This window comes from Pseudomonas sp. LS-2, assembly GCF_003605735.1.
GTDB lineage: Bacteria > Pseudomonadota > Gammaproteobacteria > Pseudomonadales > Pseudomonadaceae > Aquipseudomonas.
In genome coordinates, this window is the sequence record NZ_QXTJ01000043.1 from 29548 (window position 1) to 45312 (window position 15765).

Genomic DNA, 15765 nt, shown 5'->3' on the forward strand with positions numbered 1-15765 from the left:
GCAGGCTCCGGTCAGAAGAAGGTGTCGAAGGATTCGATCACGCTCAGGTCATCGCCTACCAGACAGCCGACCCGCCATTTGTCGAACGTCAGGCACGGGTGCGAAGTGCCGAACGAAACGATGTCCCCCACCTTCAATTCGCAGCCAGGGGCGACGGTCATGAAGGCGTGCTGATCCATGACGGCCGTGACCCTGCAGGCGCTCACGTCATCGCCCACAGCAGGCACCACGCCAGGCGTGTAACGCTTGATCGGGTTGGGCATGCCGGCATCGAACGCCACGTCACGTTTGCCGAGCGCAATCACCGCGAAGCCCGGCTCCGGCATCGACTGCACGTGCGCCCAGACTTCCAGCGCCGGTTGCAGACCTTCGTTGAGGTCCTGGCGACGGTCCAGCACGCAGCACTGCGCTTCTTTATAGATGCCGTGATCGTGTACCACGTAGCTGCCGGGACGCAGCACCGCGAGGAAACGGTCGCGAACCTGCTGCTTGTCGAACTCTTCGGCGATGAGGTCATACCAGGCCGAACCGGATGCAGTGACGATCGGACGATTCAGGGCAAACGCGCCCTTGTCCTGCAGGGTCACGGCCAGCCGCACCAGCGACGCTGCAAATGCACGGATGCCGCTGATGGCCTTGTCGCCATGGATCACCCCTTCGTAGCCTTCGATACCGGTCAGCTTCAACGCCGGCTGAGCAGCGATGGCGTCGGCCAGGGCCATGACTTCCTCTTCGCTGCGGCAGCCGCAACGCCCGCCCACCACGCCGTACTCGATCATGACGTTCAGGTGCAGGCCTTTCTGCGCGAAGAACTCACCCAGCGCCTTGACGTTGTCCGGGTGGTCGACCATGCAGTGGAAGTCGAACATCGAGTCCGTCAGCATCTCGGCGATGATCGCCATGTTCGGCGCACCGACCAGTTGGTTCGCCATCAATACCCGGCGAACGCCATGGGCGTAGGCGGCGCGGGTTTGAACCGCTGTCGCCAGAGTCATGCCCCAGGCGCCGTGCTGCAACTGGCGCTGAAACAGCGCCGGCACCATGCTGGTCTTGCCATGGGGGGCGAGTTCCGCGCCGCTGTCACTGACGAACTTCTGCATCCAGCGCAGGTTGTGCTCCAGCGCCTTGTCGTGGATCACCAGCGCCGGCAGGCTCACATCCAGCACCAACTGGTCGCCCGGTTTGGCGGCGCCCTTTTCAACTGTGGCAATCGTCATGTCTGTTCTCCGCAATTCTTGTTCGGTGCAGGTCATCAATCATTGATCCGACGACCGTTGCTAATCGTTGACGCGGCGGGCCAGGCCGTTGGCACTGTCGATCAGCACGCGTCGGTAATCGTCGTAATGGGTCATGGCATCGGCCCTCGGGGCAACGATGCACAAGGTCGCGATGCAGATGCCCTGTTTGTCCTTCACCGGCGCAGCGAAGCAGTGGGTGAAGGTATCGGCGATGCTGTTGAAGGAGAAAAAGCCTTCTTCATGGGCCTTGCGAATCTCAGCGAGAAAGACGTCCAGCGGCAGTCGCTGACCGTCCGGCAGAATGAAGTCTTCAGGGTCGATGAGGTCGATGATTTCCTGATCGCTCAGGTGCCCCAACAGCAAACGCCCGGAAGCGGTCCATGGAATCGGCGCGTCTTCGCCGATGTCCGAGGAAATCCGGAAATGCCGCGCGCCCTCCTTCATCAACGCGACCGTGTATTTACGGCCATTGAGCAGGCACATCTGCGCGGTCTCGCGGGTCTGGTCGACGATTTCACCCAGACTGACCTCAGCCTCGCGGGTGAAATCGAAGTGCCGCAAGTGCGCTTGCCCGAGGAAATACAGCTGACGCCCCAGGTAGACGTGGCCGTCCTTGCCGACGGTTTCGAGGATGCGCCGCTCCAGCAGCGAACTGACCAGCTCATAAACCGTCGACTTGGGGCTGCCGATGCCACTGGCAATTTCGTTCGGCCGCAGCGGGGTGCCCTTTTCCTTGAGGAAATCGAGAATATCGAACGCCCTGTCCAGACCACGGGCCCGGCGTTTGATGGTGTCTTCGGTCATGGTTGCGCTTTCCATTGAGCGGGGGTGTCTCTTTAAAAAGAAGGCTGGCAGTTTAAGCCACATCGCCGCGACCCTGCCGCATCAGTTGTAGCGATCATCGCGCGATCCCGTAGCAGCACGGCTTGCCGGCGGTAGCGGTTTCAATAATGCCACCGCCGGCAAACCGTGCTGCTACACGCCAGTTGCCTGGACCCGGCTTACGCCTTCCTCTTGTATGCGATGCAGTCGATCTCGACCTTGCAATCGACCATCATGTTCGCCTGCACACAGGCCCGGGCCGGGGCGTGTTCCGGCTTGAAGTATTCGCCAAATACCTTGTTGAAGCTCCAGAAATCACGAGGATCTTCCAGCCACACGCCAACGCGCACCACGTCTTCAAGGCCGTAACCGGCTTCGGCCAGAATCGCCACCAGGTTCTTCATGGTCTGATGGGTCTGTTCGACGATGCCGCCGACGATGATTTCACCGTCCAGAGCCGGCACCTGTCCCGACACATGCAGCCAGCCGTCAGCCTCTACGGCGCGGGCGAAAGGACGTGGCTGGCCGCCACCTGCGGTACTGCCTGCACCGTAACGAGTAATGCTCATGAAAAATCTCCTTTGATCGAGCGTTTAAAAACGGATGTTCTTGAGGAATTCGCTCAAGCGGGCCGACTTCGGCTGCTCGAACAATGTCTTGGGAGGGCCTTGTTCCTCGATGCGGCCCTGATTCATGAAAACGATCTGATCCGACACTTCGTAGGCGAAGCGCATCTCGTGAGTGACCAGGAGCATGGTCATGCCTTCTTCCGCCAGCCCCTTGATCACGCTGAGCACTTCGCCGACCAGCTCCGGATCCAGCGCCGAGGTCACTTCGTCGAACAGCATCAGGCTCGGGTTCATGGCGATGGCGCGGGCAATCGCCACACGCTGCTGTTGACCACCGGACAACTGACCGGGGAAATGATTGCGGCGTTCCAGCAGGCCAACGCGCTCCAGCCATTTCTCGGCCAGCGCGACGGCCTGATCCTTGGGCAGCTTCTTGACCTTGAGCAGGCCCAGCGTGACGTTCTGCAGTGCGGTCAAGTGCGGGAACAGGTTGAACTGCTGGAACGCCATGCCCGTCATCGCCCGATGCTGGGCAATGAGCTTTTCCGGATGACGCACACGCTTGCCGTTGACGTCGCTGTAACCGATGTCCTGGCCTTCGAGGCGAATGTGACCGCCCTGGAACTCTTCCAGCAGGTTCACGCAGCGCAGCAGCGTGGTTTTGCCCGAGCCGCTGGAGCCGATCAAGGTCACCACGTTGCCCTTGTTCATCTTCAGGTCTACGCCCTTGAGCACTTCCACGGGGCCGTAGGATTTGTGCAGCCCTTCGATGCTCAGCAGAGCGGGGGCGGCGGTCGCGGTTTGAGTCTGTGTCATGGCAAGGCCACCCGTTTTTCGATTTGCCGCCCAAGAAGCTCGATGGCGTAGTTGATGACGAAGAAGAGAAATCCCGCGAACAGGTAAAACTGCAGGGTCATGAAATTGCGTGCGATGACCTGTTGGGTGCTGAGCAGCAGTTCGGCGACGCCGATCACCGACAACAAGGTAGAGGCCTTGACGATCTCGGTGGACGAGTTGACCCAGGTCGGAAGGATCTGGCGCAAGGCCTGTGGCAACAGCACATAACCGAGGGACTGGCTGAACGTCAGGCCGATGGCCTTGCCCGCTTCCAGCTGCCCTCGGGGAATCGCCTGCAAGGCGCCGCGCACGATCTCGGCCACATGGGAGCCACAGAACAGGGTCAGGCCCAGGGCGCCGGCATTGAACGCACTGATCTGCCATCCCAGCGCCGGCGCCATGTAGAAACAGGCCAGCACCAGCACGAAGACCGGGGTGCCGCGAATCAGGTCGACATAGAAACGAAATGGCAGACGCGCCCACAGCTTGCCGTAGGTCAGGATCAGCCCGGCAAACACGCCGATCACGGTGCCGAAAATGATAGCCAGACCCGCGCACTGCACGCTGGTGAGGAAACCGTTCCACAGCGCCTCGCGGGCGATCCACAGTTCATGCAGCCAGGTAGGTTGTTCGTACATGTCCCGGGCCTCCTAGCGGCGAATCGCCAAGCGCTGTTCGAGGTAGCGCAAGAGCATGGCGATGAGGTAACAGGCTGCGACGTACAACGCCGTGGTCACCAGCCAGGTTTCGATCACCCGGTAGCTTTCGACGTTGATCTTGCGCGCGTAATAGGTCAGTTCCGGCACTGCGATGGCCGCTGCCAGCGAGGTGTCCTTGAACAGCGATATGAAGTTGTTGGACAACGCGGGCAGCACATTGCGCAGCATCACCGGCACGATGATGTAAGCCCGCACCTGCCATTCGCTCAGGCCGATCGCCAGACCCGCTTCACGCTGGCCTTTGTGAATGCTCAACAGGCCGGCGCGAAACACTTCGGTCAGGTACGCCCCGGCATACAGCGACAGGGTGACGATGAACGACGGGATCTTGTCCATGCGAATCCCCAGGCTCGGTAGGGCGAAGTAGATCAACAGGATCAGCACCAGAATTGGCGTATTGCGGATCACCGTGACGTACACCGAGGACACCACACGCAATGCGCGGTAGCGCGACAGCATGGCGAACGCGGCCATCAGCCCGATCACGCAGCCGATGGCAATGGAGATCAACGCCAGTTCGAGGCCCAGACCCAGCCCCGTCAGCAGACTGGGGAAATCCCGCCAGACGGCTGCAAAATTCAACTGATAATTCATGGTCAGCAGTACCTGGGACGGGAAGGCGCCACGGCCTTCCCTGCCCCGTCAGTTGGGACGTAATTCATGTCGCGGCGTTACTTGTATTCCATCGGGAAGCCAATGGCCGGTGTCGGCAGATCGACGCCGAACCACTTCTTGAAGGACTCGGCGTAGGTCGGGAACTCGACCCCGGTCATGGCTTCATGCAGAGCGGTGTTGACGAAGTTCAGCCAGTCCTGATCGCCACGTTTCACGGCGCAGGCGTAGGTCTGCGGGCTCCAGGCGAAGGCCGGAGAACGGTAGCGGCCAGGGTTCTGGACCATCAGGTATTTGACCGAAGACTGATCGGTGGCAGCGGCGTCGGCGCGGCCGGAGTTGATGGCCTGGTACATCAGATCAACGCTGTCGTATTGATCGACCTTGGCCTTGGGCAGCGCCTGATGCACCAGTTCTTCGGCGTAGACGTTCTGCAGCACGGCCACCGTGACACCATCGCCCGCCGCTTTGAGGTCATCGATTTCCTTGTATTTGCTGTTGGCCGGCAGCAGCAGCGCCACGCCTTCGCGGTAGTACGGCAGCGTAAACGCGACCTGTTGCGCCCGGCTGGCGGTGACCGTGATGAACTGACAGCTCATGTCGACTTTGTCGGTCAACAAATTGGGAATCCGCGCATCGGACGACTGCACCACGAACTCGACCTTGGTCGGGTCATTGAACAATCCTTTGGCGACGATTCGCGCGATGTCGATATCGAAACCCTGCAACTTGCCGTCGGCGCCCTGAAAGTGCCATGGGGCATTGGTGCTGCCGGTGCCGACCACCAGATGGCCGCGGTGTAACACGCTGTCCAGTTTGCTGTCGGCTGCCTGGACGGTGGAAGTCAGAGCAGCTGTTGCCGCCAGAACAAACGCACAAGCTTTCAAAAGTGAAGGTCCGCGATGCATGTCAAAAACTCCGCCGAGGTATCGTTTATTCCGCTACAGCGGAACGTGGTATGTAACAACGGAATGGACAGCAGAAAGTGTGCCACAGAACCGGCGAGAAAACACAGCGCCGGAAAATCCAGAGATATCAATGGGCTAGGAAAGACAGGAAAGCGAGAAGACGCTGCGGGGATGCCGGGACGCTACTGTTCACCTCAACGCGTGGGTAACGAGGCCCCAGTGTTGTGCGCGACGCGCCACAATCGGGCGGTTAGCAAAGGAGCAACCGCCTGACATCGGAACGGTCACCCTTCCGGGGCCCCTTCAACAAGCGCGCCGACCGTTCGTCACGCAACGGGCACATTGGGATGAAGACCGCGGCCTAACCTCACGCAGCACTTCAATCGGGAGATTCGCCATGAACAGATCAACAATATCCAGGGCGTTGCTGGTTGCCGTCGTGACATTCGGCTCGGGATTGACGATGAGCAGCCCCGCAGTCGCGGCCGGCGACGTGGGGTCGGCCCTGCCTCCGGGGGTCAATCCCTCATCGCCCGCAGGCGGAAATGGCGGCGACGCTCAAGGCTACGAAAAAAAGCCCGCCAATCCTCCTCCGCCGGGTTCGATGGAGAAGTCCACCCCACCCAAGTCGTCCCCGCAAACCCCAACTACGCACAAGCAGACGACACAGAAAAAAAGCCAGCACAAGGAGTCCGTGCAGCCGCAAAAAACCCCTTCCCAATGACTTGAGGTTGTCACTCAGATGTCACGTTGCATCTGGCAGCGGACTGCTAAGGTTCTATCAGGACGTTAGCGACGTGAAATCAAGGGGAACGTTGGCACCGTAAATGCTTCAAAGCACTTTATGAAGCTTTTGTGACAAGCGCGTGACGAGCTACCGATCACGCGCATCTCACAGGTTGTACGGTGGAGGGAACATCCAATGAAAGAACGAGCCACAGTGATTTGCCGACGGGAAAACGAAATCCTTTACGTGCGCAAACCCAAGGCCCGCTGGACGCTCCCGGGCGGCAAGGTCGAGGCCAACGAGTCTCCGGCGCAAGCCGCGGCCCGCGAACTGCGCGAAGAGACAGGTCTGATCCTCGAAGACCTCTCTTACATCACCCGCTTCGAAGGCGAGACCGTGCTGCACCACGTTTTCGAAGTCTCCGTCACCTTCATCGCCACCCCGATGCCGAAGAATGAAATCGCCGACTGTCGATGGTTCACCGCCAAGGAACTGGGCAATCTGAAGGTCAACCCGGCGGCGAAGTCCATTGTCAAAGCGTTCTTGAGCGAAGTGGCGCGCTGATCCGCGAGATCAAATGGCGAGGCTTACTTGGCGAACAGCTGGCTCATGTCCTTGAAGGCCTTGAACTCCANGCCTGTTCGCCGACCTGCCCTTTGAACCGAATGTAGGGTTCGATCACGAATTTCGTCTCCCGGGCACGCAAGCGGTCGGCCAGCGCTTCCCACTGATCCCAGTGCAGGATGATGCCGAAGTGAGGGACCGGAACGTCATGACCGTCCACAGCATTGGAGTGCACCGATTCCTGAGACGCGGTCTTCGGGTGCTCGTGAATCACCAGTTGGTGGCCGTAGAAGTCGAAGTCGACCCACTGCGCGCTCGAGCGGCCTTCTGATAGACCGAAAACGTCTCCGTAAAAGTGGCGCGCAGCCGCCAGGTCATAAACAGGGATTGCAAGATGGAAAGGAGAAAGGCTCACGGGTATTCCTGATGGTTGTTGTGCGTGAGCTGATTCTTGACTGAAAGACCGCGTGATAAAAGCGGATTTTTCGCGCGCTGAGCCACAATAATTTTGATGAGTCGCAGCGTTTCGTACCGTTTTGCGGCAGATTCTTTCATAGCGCGCAGATTCAGTGCGGGAGGCTGATGTTTCAATCATCCTCGGCGGGATCACGAAGAGGCTCTGGCTTCCCGGCCGAGGGCGCTGTGCCGGGCCATGGCGTCGACCACGCAGGTGCGGAACAGATTGAGCAGCGGAACATGACGCTGCTGATAGCGCGTCACCAGGACAATTTCCCTGACAAACGTGAGATCGCCCAACGGCACGACCCTGACGTCCGACACGTTCTCCAGCCACAGCCCTGCCAGCGGCACCAGCGCAACGCCCAGGCCGCTGCGCACCATTTTCACAATGGCATCGAGTTCATCCAGCTCCAGGGTCTGACGCACGTGCAGCCTCTGCTCCCGCAGAAACTGAGTCACCCGCCGTCCGCCGAAGGAGTTTCGGTCGTAACGGATGAACGGATGGTCCCGCAACAGCTGGATCGGATCGCTGCCGCGCACGTTGGTTGGCGTGATCAGGACAAACTGCTCGTGGGCGATGACCTCGGCACGCAGGTCCTTGGGCAGCGCGAAAGGCGGGTTGATGATGATCGCCAGGTCCAGATCACCGGAATCCACCAGACTCAGGAGATTGAGTGAGACCCCCGGGATCAGGCTGGCCTCGATGAAAGGCGCTTTGGCCTTCAGCGCGACGAGCACTTGTGGAAGAATGCCGGTCTGTACGGTCCCGATGGCGCCGATGCGCAAGGCACCGTGGAAGTCATTCCCGGTATCGGGCGCCCCCATGCGCGAAAAGAGCTGCAGAATCTCCTCGGCCAGCGGAATCGCCCGCTGCCCCGCCGAGTTGAGCGTGGCGGCGCGTGCCGACCGATCGAACAGCTGCACGCCCAGGCTTTCTTCCAGGTTCTTGATCTGCGCACTGACCGCCGACTGGGTCAACCCAACCTCCTGCCCCGCCGCCGCGAACGTCCCCCGCCGCGCCACACAGATAAATGTCTTCAGTTCTCTGATCACACCCTCGACCCTTTCCCATCATGGCTGGCGGCTCAAGCGCCATGGCTTCGCCGCAAAAAACGGAGTTTATCGCGAAGCGCACGCGTATAGCGCCGTTCAGGGAGTGTGAGGGGATGTCGTGCGGCTGACCGCTCAGTTGACGATCATTGCGCAGGCAACCAACGACAGACCGAACCCGGTACATAGCGGCAAATCGTAAATGAGCCCGACCACCAATATGGGCACACCGGCGAGAAACGTAGGATCACGAAGAAACGCGAAAGCTTTCAAAGCCCTTGCTCCCGAATGAGGGATGAGCAGCATACACCGCGACTGGCGCTGTAACGAGACGGTGGCCAGCCTTATCAAGCGGGTTAACTCCCCCTCCGTTGAAGAAGCACGGGATGTAGATCCGAACGACCGGTGTTACAATCGCGCACTTTACGTCAGCACTGAGCGCCCCGCAGATTCATCGGCGGCGTCAACATGACACGCATTACCCCTACGCGACCATGCACTTCAGGGCTGGCACGAACCTGCGTTCGCGACCGGACCCCGCTGAAGATGGCGTCGAGACACAGCTTCCACCTTTGCCCACTGCCTCAGCCCTGCCTCCCTCCGGAAGGCGGTAGAGAAGCTGCCGATTCGAATCCGGATCGACCAGACGCTGGGCCATGGATGAAGGCAAACACCTACTACACACTTGTAACCCAAGCAGGATACGCACTTGATTTCCACAGCTAACATCACGATGCAGTTCGGCGCCAAGCCGCTGTTCGAGAACGTTTCGGTCAAATTCAACAACGGCAATCGCTACGGCCTCATCGGCGCCAACGGCTGTGGCAAATCCACGTTCATGAAGATCCTGGGCGGCGACCTGGAGCCGTCGGGCGGTCAGGTGATGCTCGAGCCGAACGTGCGCCTGGGCAAGCTGCGTCAGGATCAGTTCGCTTACGAAGAATTCACCGTGATCGACACCGTGATCATGGGTCACGAAGAGCTGTGGAAGGTCAAGGCCGAGCGCGACCGCATTTATTCGCTGCCGGAAATGAGCGAAGACGACGGCATGGCCGTTGCCGAGCTTGAGACCGAATTCGCCGAGATGGACGGCTACACCGCCGAATCCCGCGCCGGTGAACTGCTGCTGGGTCTGGGCATTCCGCTGGAACAGCATTTCGGCCCGATGACCGAAGTCGCGCCGGGCTGGAAGCTGCGCGTTTTGCTGGCTCAGGCATTGTTCTCCGATCCTGAAGTGCTGCTGCTCGACGAGCCGACCAACCACCTGGACATCAACACCATCCGCTGGCTGGAAACCGTTCTCACGGCGCGTAACAGCACCATGATCATCATTTCTCACGACCGGCACTTCCTGAACAGCGTCTGCACCCACATGGCTGACCTGGATTACGGCGAACTGCGTCTGTTCCCAGGCAACTACGACGAATACATGACCGCGGCGACCCAGTCCCGCGAGCAGTTGCTGTCGGACAACGCCAAGAAAAAAGCCCAGATTGCCGAACTGCAGACCTTCGTCAGCCGCTTCTCGGCCAACGCCTCCAAAGCCAAACAGGCCACTTCCCGCGCCAAGCAGATCGACAAGATCCAGCTGGCCGAGGTCAAGCCTTCCAGCCGCGTCAGCCCGTTCATTCGCTTCGAGCAGACCAAAAAGCTGCACCGCCAGGCCGTGACCATCGAGCACATGTCCAAAGGCTTCGACGGCAAGACGTTGTTCAAGAACTTCAGTTTCACCGTCGAAGCCGGCGAGCGTGTAGCGATCATCGGCCCGAACGGCATTGGCAAAACCACCCTGCTGCGTACGCTGATGGGTGAACTGACGCCGGACGCCGGTTCCGTGAAGTGGACCGAAAGCGCGGAACTGGGCTACTACGCTCAGGACCACGCCCATGATTTCGAAGACGACGTCAGCCTGTTCGACTGGATGGGTCAGTGGACGCAGGGCGAGCAGATCATCCGTGGCACCCTGGGGCGGATGCTGTTCTCCAACGACGAAATCCTCAAATCGGTGAAGGTCATCTCCGGTGGTGAGCAAGGCCGTATGCTGTTCGGCAAGCTGATTCTGCAGAAGCCGAACGTGCTGGTGATGGACGAACCGACCAACCACCTGGACATGGAATCCATCGAGGCGCTGAACCTGGCCCTTGAGAACTACCCGGGTACGCTGATCTTCGTCAGCCACGACCGTGAGTTCGTATCGTCGCTGGCCACTCGCATCATCGAGCTGAGCCCCAACGGCGTGACCGACTTCAGCGGTACGTACGACGATTACCTGCGCAGTCAGGGTGTGGTGTTCTAAGCCGCCACGCGTTGCATCCGAAAGCCCCGTCCTGGTGACGGGGCTTTTTATTGGGCGGGGATCGAGATACAGAGCAGCACGGGGCCCGTGCCGTTCGACCGTTTTGATTCGACAGTTTTAAATCGTTAGCCAGCTTTCATTTCTGCGCATCCCGAGCCATGATGAAGCACTCCCACCGCTCCAGCGAAGAGTCCCATGTCTGCCGCCCTGCCGCCGAAAGCCCCCCCCTCGAACACCAGTTCCATGGCGATCACGCTGCAAATCGTCTCCATCGTCTTCTATACCTTCGTTGCCTTCCTGTGCATCGGCCTGCCCATCGCGGTCATGCCCGGCTATGTCCACGATCAGCTGGGTTTCAGCGCTGTGGTCGCCGGCCTGGTGATCGGTTCGCAATACCTGGCGACACTGCTCAGCCGCCCGGTGGCAGGCCGGATCTGCGACACCATCGGCACCAAGCGGGCCATCGTCTTCGGGCTGACGGGCATTGCGATCAGTGGCGTCATGACCCTCGCAGCCATGCTGCTGGAGCGCTATGCCAGCGCCAGTCTGGTGATTCTGGTCATCGCCCGGCTGATACTCGGTGGCTCCCAGGGATTGATCGGTGTCGGCACCATCAGTTGGTGCATCGGTCAGGTCGGCGCGGAGCACACCGCTCGCTCGATCTCCTGGAACGGCATTGCCTCTTACGGCGCCATTGCCATCGGTGCGCCGCTGGGCGTGGTCATGGTCGGCGCGCTGGGTTTCGTCAGTCTGGGGCTGGTGCTCACGGTGCTGGCCCTGAGTGCGCTGCTGTTGATTCGCAACAAGCCGCCCGTCCCCGTCGTGCGCGGCGAGCGTATGGCGTTCTGGTCGGTATTCGGCCGGGTTGCGCCTTATGGTCTGAGCCTGACGCTGTCGTCCATCGGCTATGGCACGCTGACAACCTTCATCACGCTGTACTACGTCAACCGTGGCTGGGAAGGCGCGGCGTGGTGCCTGACGGTATTCGGCATCTGCTTCATCGTGGCGCGGCTGTTCTTCATCAATGCCATCACCCGTTTCGGCGGCTTCCGCTCGGCAATCACCTGTATGTCGGTGGAGACCGTCGGCCTGGCGCTGCTGTGGCTATCACCCAGCACCACGGTTGCCCTGATTGGCGCGGGCCTTACCGGTTTCGGCCTTTCACTGGTTTACCCGGCCATTGGTGTCGAGGCGATCAAACAGGTGCCCAACAGCAGTCGCGGTGCCGGCCTGGGCGCCTATGCAGTGTTCTTCGATCTGGCGCTGGCCATCGCCGGCCCTTTGATGGGCGCCATCGCGCTGGGCATGGGTTATGGCTGGATCTTTTTCTTCGCCGCGTTGCTGTCGATTCTCGCACTGGGGCTGACGCTGTTGCTGTCGCGACGGCCCGCCGTAGACACGCGGCTGTAATTGAGTGCCGAGCAGTTTCAGCCGGAAAAGCTGAACTGCCGGAAACCGCATCGGTCGGAAATAGCACATCCCCATGCAACAGGAGCGTGCGTGTGACCTCCGACACTTCTGACGTCAGCGTTCCCCCGGTAAACATGGCGGGGACGCGCGACGTCCACCGACTGCGCGTGCTGACCGTCAACACCCACAAGGGCTTCACGGCCTTCAATCGTCGCTTCATCCTCCCTGAGTTGCGCGAAGCGGTCCGCAGCACAGGCGCCGATCTGGTGTTTCTGCAGGAAGTGCTGGGCGGCCATGACCGCCACGCGGCCCGTTACCACGACTGGCCGGTGACCTCCCAATACGAATTCCTCGCCGACAGCATGTGGAGCGATTTCGCCTACGGTCGTAACGCGGTCTACCCCGATGGGCACCATGGCAACGCCATCCTTTCCAAGTACCCGATTCTGCATTACCGCAATCTCGACGTGTCGATCACCGGGCCCGAACGACGCGGCCTGTTGCATTGCGTATTGCAGGTGCCGGGGCATGAGGAAGTGCATGCGATCTGCGTCCACCTGAGCCTGCTGGAAAGTCACCGCCAGTTACAGCTGGACCTGCTGTGTTCGTTGCTCGATTCACTGCCCGAGCACGCGCCGGTCGTCATCGCCGGTGATTTCAATGACTGGCAGTTGCAGGGCAACAAACGCCTGGGCCGCTGTCAGTATCTGCACGAGGCGTTCGAGCACAATCTGGGGCGACTGGCCAAGACTTACCCGGCGCGCTTCCCGCTGTTGCGGCTGGACCGGGTGTACCTGCGCAACGCCACCAGTCATGACCCGAAAATCCTCGGGACGCGACCCTGGACGCATCTGTCCGACCATCTGCCGTTGGCCGTCGAAGTGCACATGTGACGACGTCACAGCCCTCACCGCTTGCGCTTGAACTGCGGGAGAGGCCTGGCTGGCGGATGCTGCGCAGAAAGCGTTGTGCGTATACGTGCTCGGCGTGTCTGGAACCCACGCCGTTTGTCCGGTAAGACAACAATTGTTTAAACCAACCGGCGCGTACCCCCATCCCATTTAATGCGAGCCACATGACTCGCCTTTCTCATAACAAGAGGTACGTAATCATGGCTAACACCGGAAAATCGAACCCTGGCAACTTCGCCAACGATCGCCAGAAAGCCTCCGACGCAGGCAAAAAAGGTGGCCAGGCTTCGGGTGGCAGCAATGTCGCTAACGACCGGCAGAGAACGTCAGACGCAAAGCGTGATGACGCCAGCAAGAAAGGCGGCTCCATGCCGCAAGGTGGCGCAGGCCGCAAATCCTGATCAACGTTCAGTTCAACGTCGATCAGCGCAACGAGCGAGGGCGAAAGCTCTCGCTCTTTTCATGTGTGGGGTTCAGCGCGCCTCATTCATCAGGATCGATCAGCGGCACGGTGGCGTCGCGGTCAAACTGAGACCCGGGATCTTCGTTGCCCGGATCGTTATCGACATCCACTTCAACGTCTTCTTCGGCCGGATGGACAGCGCGGTGTGCGCCGGTGTCCGTAACTGTTTGGGGCTGGGTGTGCATGGCAGGATCCTCGTCGTTCAGTTTGGGTCGATCACGACCCGTTTTCACAGGTTGAGCCTAGCTTGCGCTCACTGTCCAGTGCACCGCGTCTTCGGGAAATTGCAGCTGTTCGACGCGATGGGCAATGCCGCAGCCCAGCGAGTCCTCGGCGCGTATGACCTTCTCCTCCGCCGACAGACAGCGGCCGATGTCCAGCGGGTGCGCAGCGCCTTGGGTTTCACTCAAATAGATGTTCACGTAGCGTTGCAGGTCGTTGTCCAGGCTGCGCAGGTATTCGCGCATGCGCGAATGATCGACCGAGCTCTGGCTGAAGTACCACGTCATGGGGTGGATCAGGAACCGCGAATGAGGGCAGGCGATGCGCTCCTCGGCGGCCAGGTAGATGACGATGCCCATGGATTCGATGTTGCCGCTGTTGAGCGCGCGGATCGGTACCTTCAGGGATTTGAGGAAGTTGTAGATCGTGAACCCCAGCGCGGTGCTGCCGCCTGCGGTGGACAGGTTCAGCAGCAGACCGGTGGCGCCCTTGCCGATGGCTTCCAGGCAGCGGTCGCGGAAATGGTCGGTGCTGGTCTGATCGACCCCACAATGGAAATGGACGATGTGCTCGCTCATCTACTGCCCTCCCTTTGCGGATTAATCGTCGCGGCCTGAAACGTTGGAAGCCCTCAGGGCGTGAAAAGTTGCATGGCGCGTGTGAGGGGGAAGCTCGGACCTTACATGCGTAATTGAGCCCAGCGTCTGCGGCTACACGGGATCACCGGATCACAAACAGCCGAACTCCTGCTTCAATGGAGGATCACTACACAACATCGGACCCTGACTTCTTACGGAGTATCCGAACCTCCATCCCCCCAGACAGGACACCCTCATGAGTCTGCACGACAAGATCATCGGCCGCCTCGGCTTTGGCGCCGCGCCACTGGGCAACATGTTCCGCGAGATCAGCGAAGAAGAGGCCGCTGCCACTGTTCAATCGGCATGGGATCAGGGTATTCGCTATTTCGACACCGCGCCGATCTACGGCGCCGGCCTGTCCGAGCAGCGATTGGGCAAGGCGCTGGCGACCGTGCCGCGGGATCAATACACCCTGAGCACCAAGATCGGGCGCCTGATCTCCGATGAGTTGAATACAGAAGCCGCCGCCGGTCCGTTCAGCTACGGCCTGAAAAACAAGATCATCACCGATTATTCCGCTGACGCCACGATGCGCTCCATTGACGCGAGCCTGGAGAGGCTGAACACCGACCGACTGGACATCGTGTTCGTTCACGATGTCGCGCAGGACGCTCACGGCGACGAGTGGATCGAGCATTTCAACATTGCCCGCAAAGGCGCCTTTCGCACCCTCACCCGTCTGCGCGAAGAAGGCGTGATCAAGGCCTGGGGGCTGGGCGTCAATCGCGTCGAACCCTGCGAGTTGACGCTGGATCTGACCGAGGCGCAACCGGACGGTTTTCTGCTGGCCGGTCGCTACTCGCTGCTGGACCATGAACAACCGCTGCAACGCCTGTTCGCCAAGGCGCGCGAGCACAATGCAGAGTTCGTCGTCGGGGGCCCTTACAGCTCCGGCGTGCTGGTCGGCGGCAAGCATTTCGAGTACCAGGACGCGCCGCCGGCCATGCTCGACAAAGTGGCGCACATTCAGGAAATCGCTCGGCAGTACCAGGTGGACATCAAGTCGGCAGCGTTGCAGTTCGTGCTCGCCAACCCGCTCGTGGCAGCGGTGATTCCCGGCGCCAGTCGTCCGTCTCGTATCGCCGAAGACGTGGCGGCCCTCAATGCCCAGGTGCCGGATGGATTCTGGCAAGCGATGCGTGATCAGGGGTTTATTGCCCCCCAGGCGCCGGTGCCGATGAAGGACTGATCACGCCACGCCCTCTGTAGCCGCCCGGCCGGGCGGCTATCAAAAGATAAGGTTCGCGGGCCTTCGCGAACCTGTCGATCCGCGCTGTCTGTAACCTGCTCGTTGACTCATCTGTCATTTCAGTTAGT

The 15765-nt window shown here is 60.4% G+C and carries 17 protein-coding genes and 1 pseudogene; 7 read left to right on the plus strand and 11 right to left on the minus strand.

Annotation, left to right across the window (positions count from 1 at the left end):
* Positions 1-11: 11 nt before the first annotated feature.
* From D3M70_RS27455 to D3M70_RS27485, 7 genes are all read right to left on the minus strand, one after another.
* Positions 12-1217: an amino acid deaminase gene (locus D3M70_RS27455; protein WP_120128965.1), complete on the minus strand. Its 1206-nt coding sequence runs from the start codon at positions 1215-1217 to the stop codon at positions 12-14.
* 60 nt (positions 1218-1277) lie between these two features.
* A complete protein-coding gene (locus tag D3M70_RS27460) occupies positions 1278-2042 on the minus strand; it encodes an IclR family transcriptional regulator (RefSeq protein WP_120129237.1) in 765 nt (254 codons plus the stop codon).
* 197 nt (positions 2043-2239) lie between these two features.
* Positions 2240-2629 carry a RidA family protein gene (locus D3M70_RS27465; protein WP_120128967.1) on the minus strand — a complete coding sequence of 130 codons (390 nt, stop codon included), beginning with the start codon at positions 2627-2629 and terminating at the stop codon, positions 2240-2242.
* 24 nt (positions 2630-2653) lie between these two features.
* Positions 2654-3445, minus strand: coding sequence for an amino acid ABC transporter ATP-binding protein (locus tag D3M70_RS27470; RefSeq protein WP_120128969.1), 792 nt, complete (start codon positions 3443-3445; stop codon positions 2654-2656).
* Positions 3442-4104, minus strand: a complete 663-nt coding sequence (locus D3M70_RS27475) for an amino acid ABC transporter permease (protein ID WP_120128970.1) — start codon at positions 4102-4104, stop codon at positions 3442-3444. Before D3M70_RS27475 ends, D3M70_RS27470 begins: the two co-directional genes overlap by 4 nt.
* A gap of 12 nt (positions 4105-4116) precedes the next feature.
* Positions 4117-4779: an amino acid ABC transporter permease gene (locus D3M70_RS27480; protein ID WP_120128972.1), complete on the minus strand. Its 663-nt coding sequence runs from the start codon at positions 4777-4779 to the stop codon at positions 4117-4119.
* Positions 4780-4856: 77 nt separating this feature from the next.
* Positions 4857-5705, minus strand: a complete 849-nt coding sequence (locus tag D3M70_RS27485; RefSeq protein ID WP_120128974.1) for a transporter substrate-binding domain-containing protein — start codon at positions 5703-5705, stop codon at positions 4857-4859.
* Positions 5706-6102: 397 nt separating this feature from the next.
* Here D3M70_RS27485 and D3M70_RS31795 point away from each other — a divergent pair, with 397 nt between their 5' ends.
* Together D3M70_RS31795 and D3M70_RS27490 are read left to right on the plus strand one after the other, a co-directional pair.
* Positions 6103-6429 (plus strand): hypothetical protein, encoded by a 327-nt coding sequence (locus tag D3M70_RS31795; RefSeq protein ID WP_133306532.1) that lies wholly within the window; start codon positions 6103-6105, stop codon positions 6427-6429.
* Between the two features lie 198 nt (positions 6430-6627).
* Complete coding sequence (locus D3M70_RS27490) at positions 6628-6996, plus strand: NUDIX hydrolase (protein ID WP_120128976.1); 369 nt, start codon at positions 6628-6630, stop codon at positions 6994-6996.
* 71 nt (positions 6997-7067) lie between these two features.
* Here the strand turns inward: D3M70_RS27490 and D3M70_RS27495 are convergent.
* Both D3M70_RS27495 and D3M70_RS27500 read right to left on the minus strand, forming a co-directional pair.
* Positions 7068-7411: pseudogene (locus D3M70_RS27495) on the minus strand (VOC family protein); the annotation flags it as partial.
* Positions 7412-7602: 191 nt separating this feature from the next.
* The gene (locus D3M70_RS27500; protein WP_120128978.1) at positions 7603-8508 is read right to left on the minus strand and encodes a LysR family transcriptional regulator; all 906 of its coding nucleotides are present in this window, start codon (positions 8506-8508) and stop codon (positions 7603-7605) included.
* Between the two features lie 706 nt (positions 8509-9214).
* Here D3M70_RS27500 and D3M70_RS27505 point away from each other — a divergent pair.
* From D3M70_RS27505 to D3M70_RS27520, 4 genes are all read left to right on the plus strand, one after another.
* On the plus strand, positions 9215-10801 hold the full coding sequence (locus tag D3M70_RS27505; RefSeq protein ID WP_120128980.1) for an ABC-F family ATPase: 1587 nt from the start codon (positions 9215-9217) through the stop codon (positions 10799-10801).
* Between the two features lie 195 nt (positions 10802-10996).
* Positions 10997-12211: an MFS transporter gene (locus D3M70_RS27510; protein ID WP_120128982.1), complete on the plus strand. Its 1215-nt coding sequence runs from the start codon at positions 10997-10999 to the stop codon at positions 12209-12211.
* A gap of 134 nt (positions 12212-12345) precedes the next feature.
* On the plus strand, positions 12346-13104 hold the full coding sequence (locus D3M70_RS27515) for an endonuclease/exonuclease/phosphatase family protein (protein ID WP_120129239.1): 759 nt from the start codon (positions 12346-12348) through the stop codon (positions 13102-13104).
* Positions 13105-13322: 218 nt separating this feature from the next.
* Complete coding sequence (locus tag D3M70_RS27520; protein WP_120128984.1) at positions 13323-13523, plus strand: general stress protein; 201 nt, start codon at positions 13323-13325, stop codon at positions 13521-13523.
* 82 nt (positions 13524-13605) lie between these two features.
* Here D3M70_RS27520 and D3M70_RS32135 read toward each other — a convergent pair whose 3' ends face one another.
* Together D3M70_RS32135 and D3M70_RS27525 are read right to left on the minus strand one after the other, a co-directional pair.
* Positions 13606-13770 (minus strand): hypothetical protein, encoded by a 165-nt coding sequence (locus tag D3M70_RS32135; RefSeq protein WP_165869906.1) that lies wholly within the window; start codon positions 13768-13770, stop codon positions 13606-13608.
* Between the two features lie 57 nt (positions 13771-13827).
* On the minus strand, positions 13828-14385 hold the full coding sequence (locus D3M70_RS27525) for an ATP-dependent Clp protease proteolytic subunit (protein WP_120128986.1): 558 nt from the start codon (positions 14383-14385) through the stop codon (positions 13828-13830).
* Between the two features lie 256 nt (positions 14386-14641).
* On the opposite strand from D3M70_RS27525, the gene D3M70_RS27530 reads away from it, so the two are divergent.
* Positions 14642-15637, plus strand: a complete 996-nt coding sequence (locus D3M70_RS27530; RefSeq protein WP_120128988.1) for an aldo/keto reductase — start codon at positions 14642-14644, stop codon at positions 15635-15637.
* Positions 15638-15765: the final 128 nt, after the last annotated feature.

What these genes read in the sequence shown, in the direction of transcription:
- D3M70_RS27490 (WP_120128976.1), top strand. Translation starts at nt 6,628, where the DNA reads ATGAAAGAACGAGCCACAGTGATTTGCCGACGGGAAAACGAAATCCTT.
- D3M70_RS27455 (WP_120128965.1), bottom strand. Translation starts at nt 1,217, where the DNA reads ATGACGATTGCCACAGTTGAAAAGGGCGCCGCCAAACCGGGCGACCAG.
- D3M70_RS27480 (WP_120128972.1), bottom strand. Translation starts at nt 4,779, where the DNA reads ATGAATTATCAGTTGAATTTTGCAGCCGTCTGGCGGGATTTCCCCAGT.
- D3M70_RS27520 (WP_120128984.1), top strand. Translation starts at nt 13,323, where the DNA reads ATGGCTAACACCGGAAAATCGAACCCTGGCAACTTCGCCAACGATCGC.
- D3M70_RS27485 (WP_120128974.1), bottom strand. Translation starts at nt 5,705, where the DNA reads ATGCATCGCGGACCTTCACTTTTGAAAGCTTGTGCGTTTGTTCTGGCG.
- D3M70_RS27465 (WP_120128967.1), bottom strand. Translation starts at nt 2,629, where the DNA reads ATGAGCATTACTCGTTACGGTGCAGGCAGTACCGCAGGTGGCGGCCAG.
- D3M70_RS27475 (WP_120128970.1), bottom strand. Translation starts at nt 4,104, where the DNA reads ATGTACGAACAACCTACCTGGCTGCATGAACTGTGGATCGCCCGCGAG.
- D3M70_RS27525 (WP_120128986.1), bottom strand. Translation starts at nt 14,385, where the DNA reads ATGAGCGAGCACATCGTCCATTTCCATTGTGGGGTCGATCAGACCAGC.
- D3M70_RS27530 (WP_120128988.1), top strand. Translation starts at nt 14,642, where the DNA reads ATGAGTCTGCACGACAAGATCATCGGCCGCCTCGGCTTTGGCGCCGCG.
- D3M70_RS27515 (WP_120129239.1), top strand. Translation starts at nt 12,346, where the DNA reads ATGGCGGGGACGCGCGACGTCCACCGACTGCGCGTGCTGACCGTCAAC.
- D3M70_RS32135 (WP_165869906.1), bottom strand. Translation starts at nt 13,770, where the DNA reads ATGCACACCCAGCCCCAAACAGTTACGGACACCGGCGCACACCGCGCT.
- D3M70_RS27510 (WP_120128982.1), top strand. Translation starts at nt 10,997, where the DNA reads ATGTCTGCCGCCCTGCCGCCGAAAGCCCCCCCCTCGAACACCAGTTCC.
- D3M70_RS27470 (WP_120128969.1), bottom strand. Translation starts at nt 3,445, where the DNA reads ATGACACAGACTCAAACCGCGACCGCCGCCCCCGCTCTGCTGAGCATC.
- D3M70_RS27460 (WP_120129237.1), bottom strand. Translation starts at nt 2,042, where the DNA reads ATGACCGAAGACACCATCAAACGCCGGGCCCGTGGTCTGGACAGGGCG.
- D3M70_RS31795 (WP_133306532.1), top strand. Translation starts at nt 6,103, where the DNA reads ATGAACAGATCAACAATATCCAGGGCGTTGCTGGTTGCCGTCGTGACA.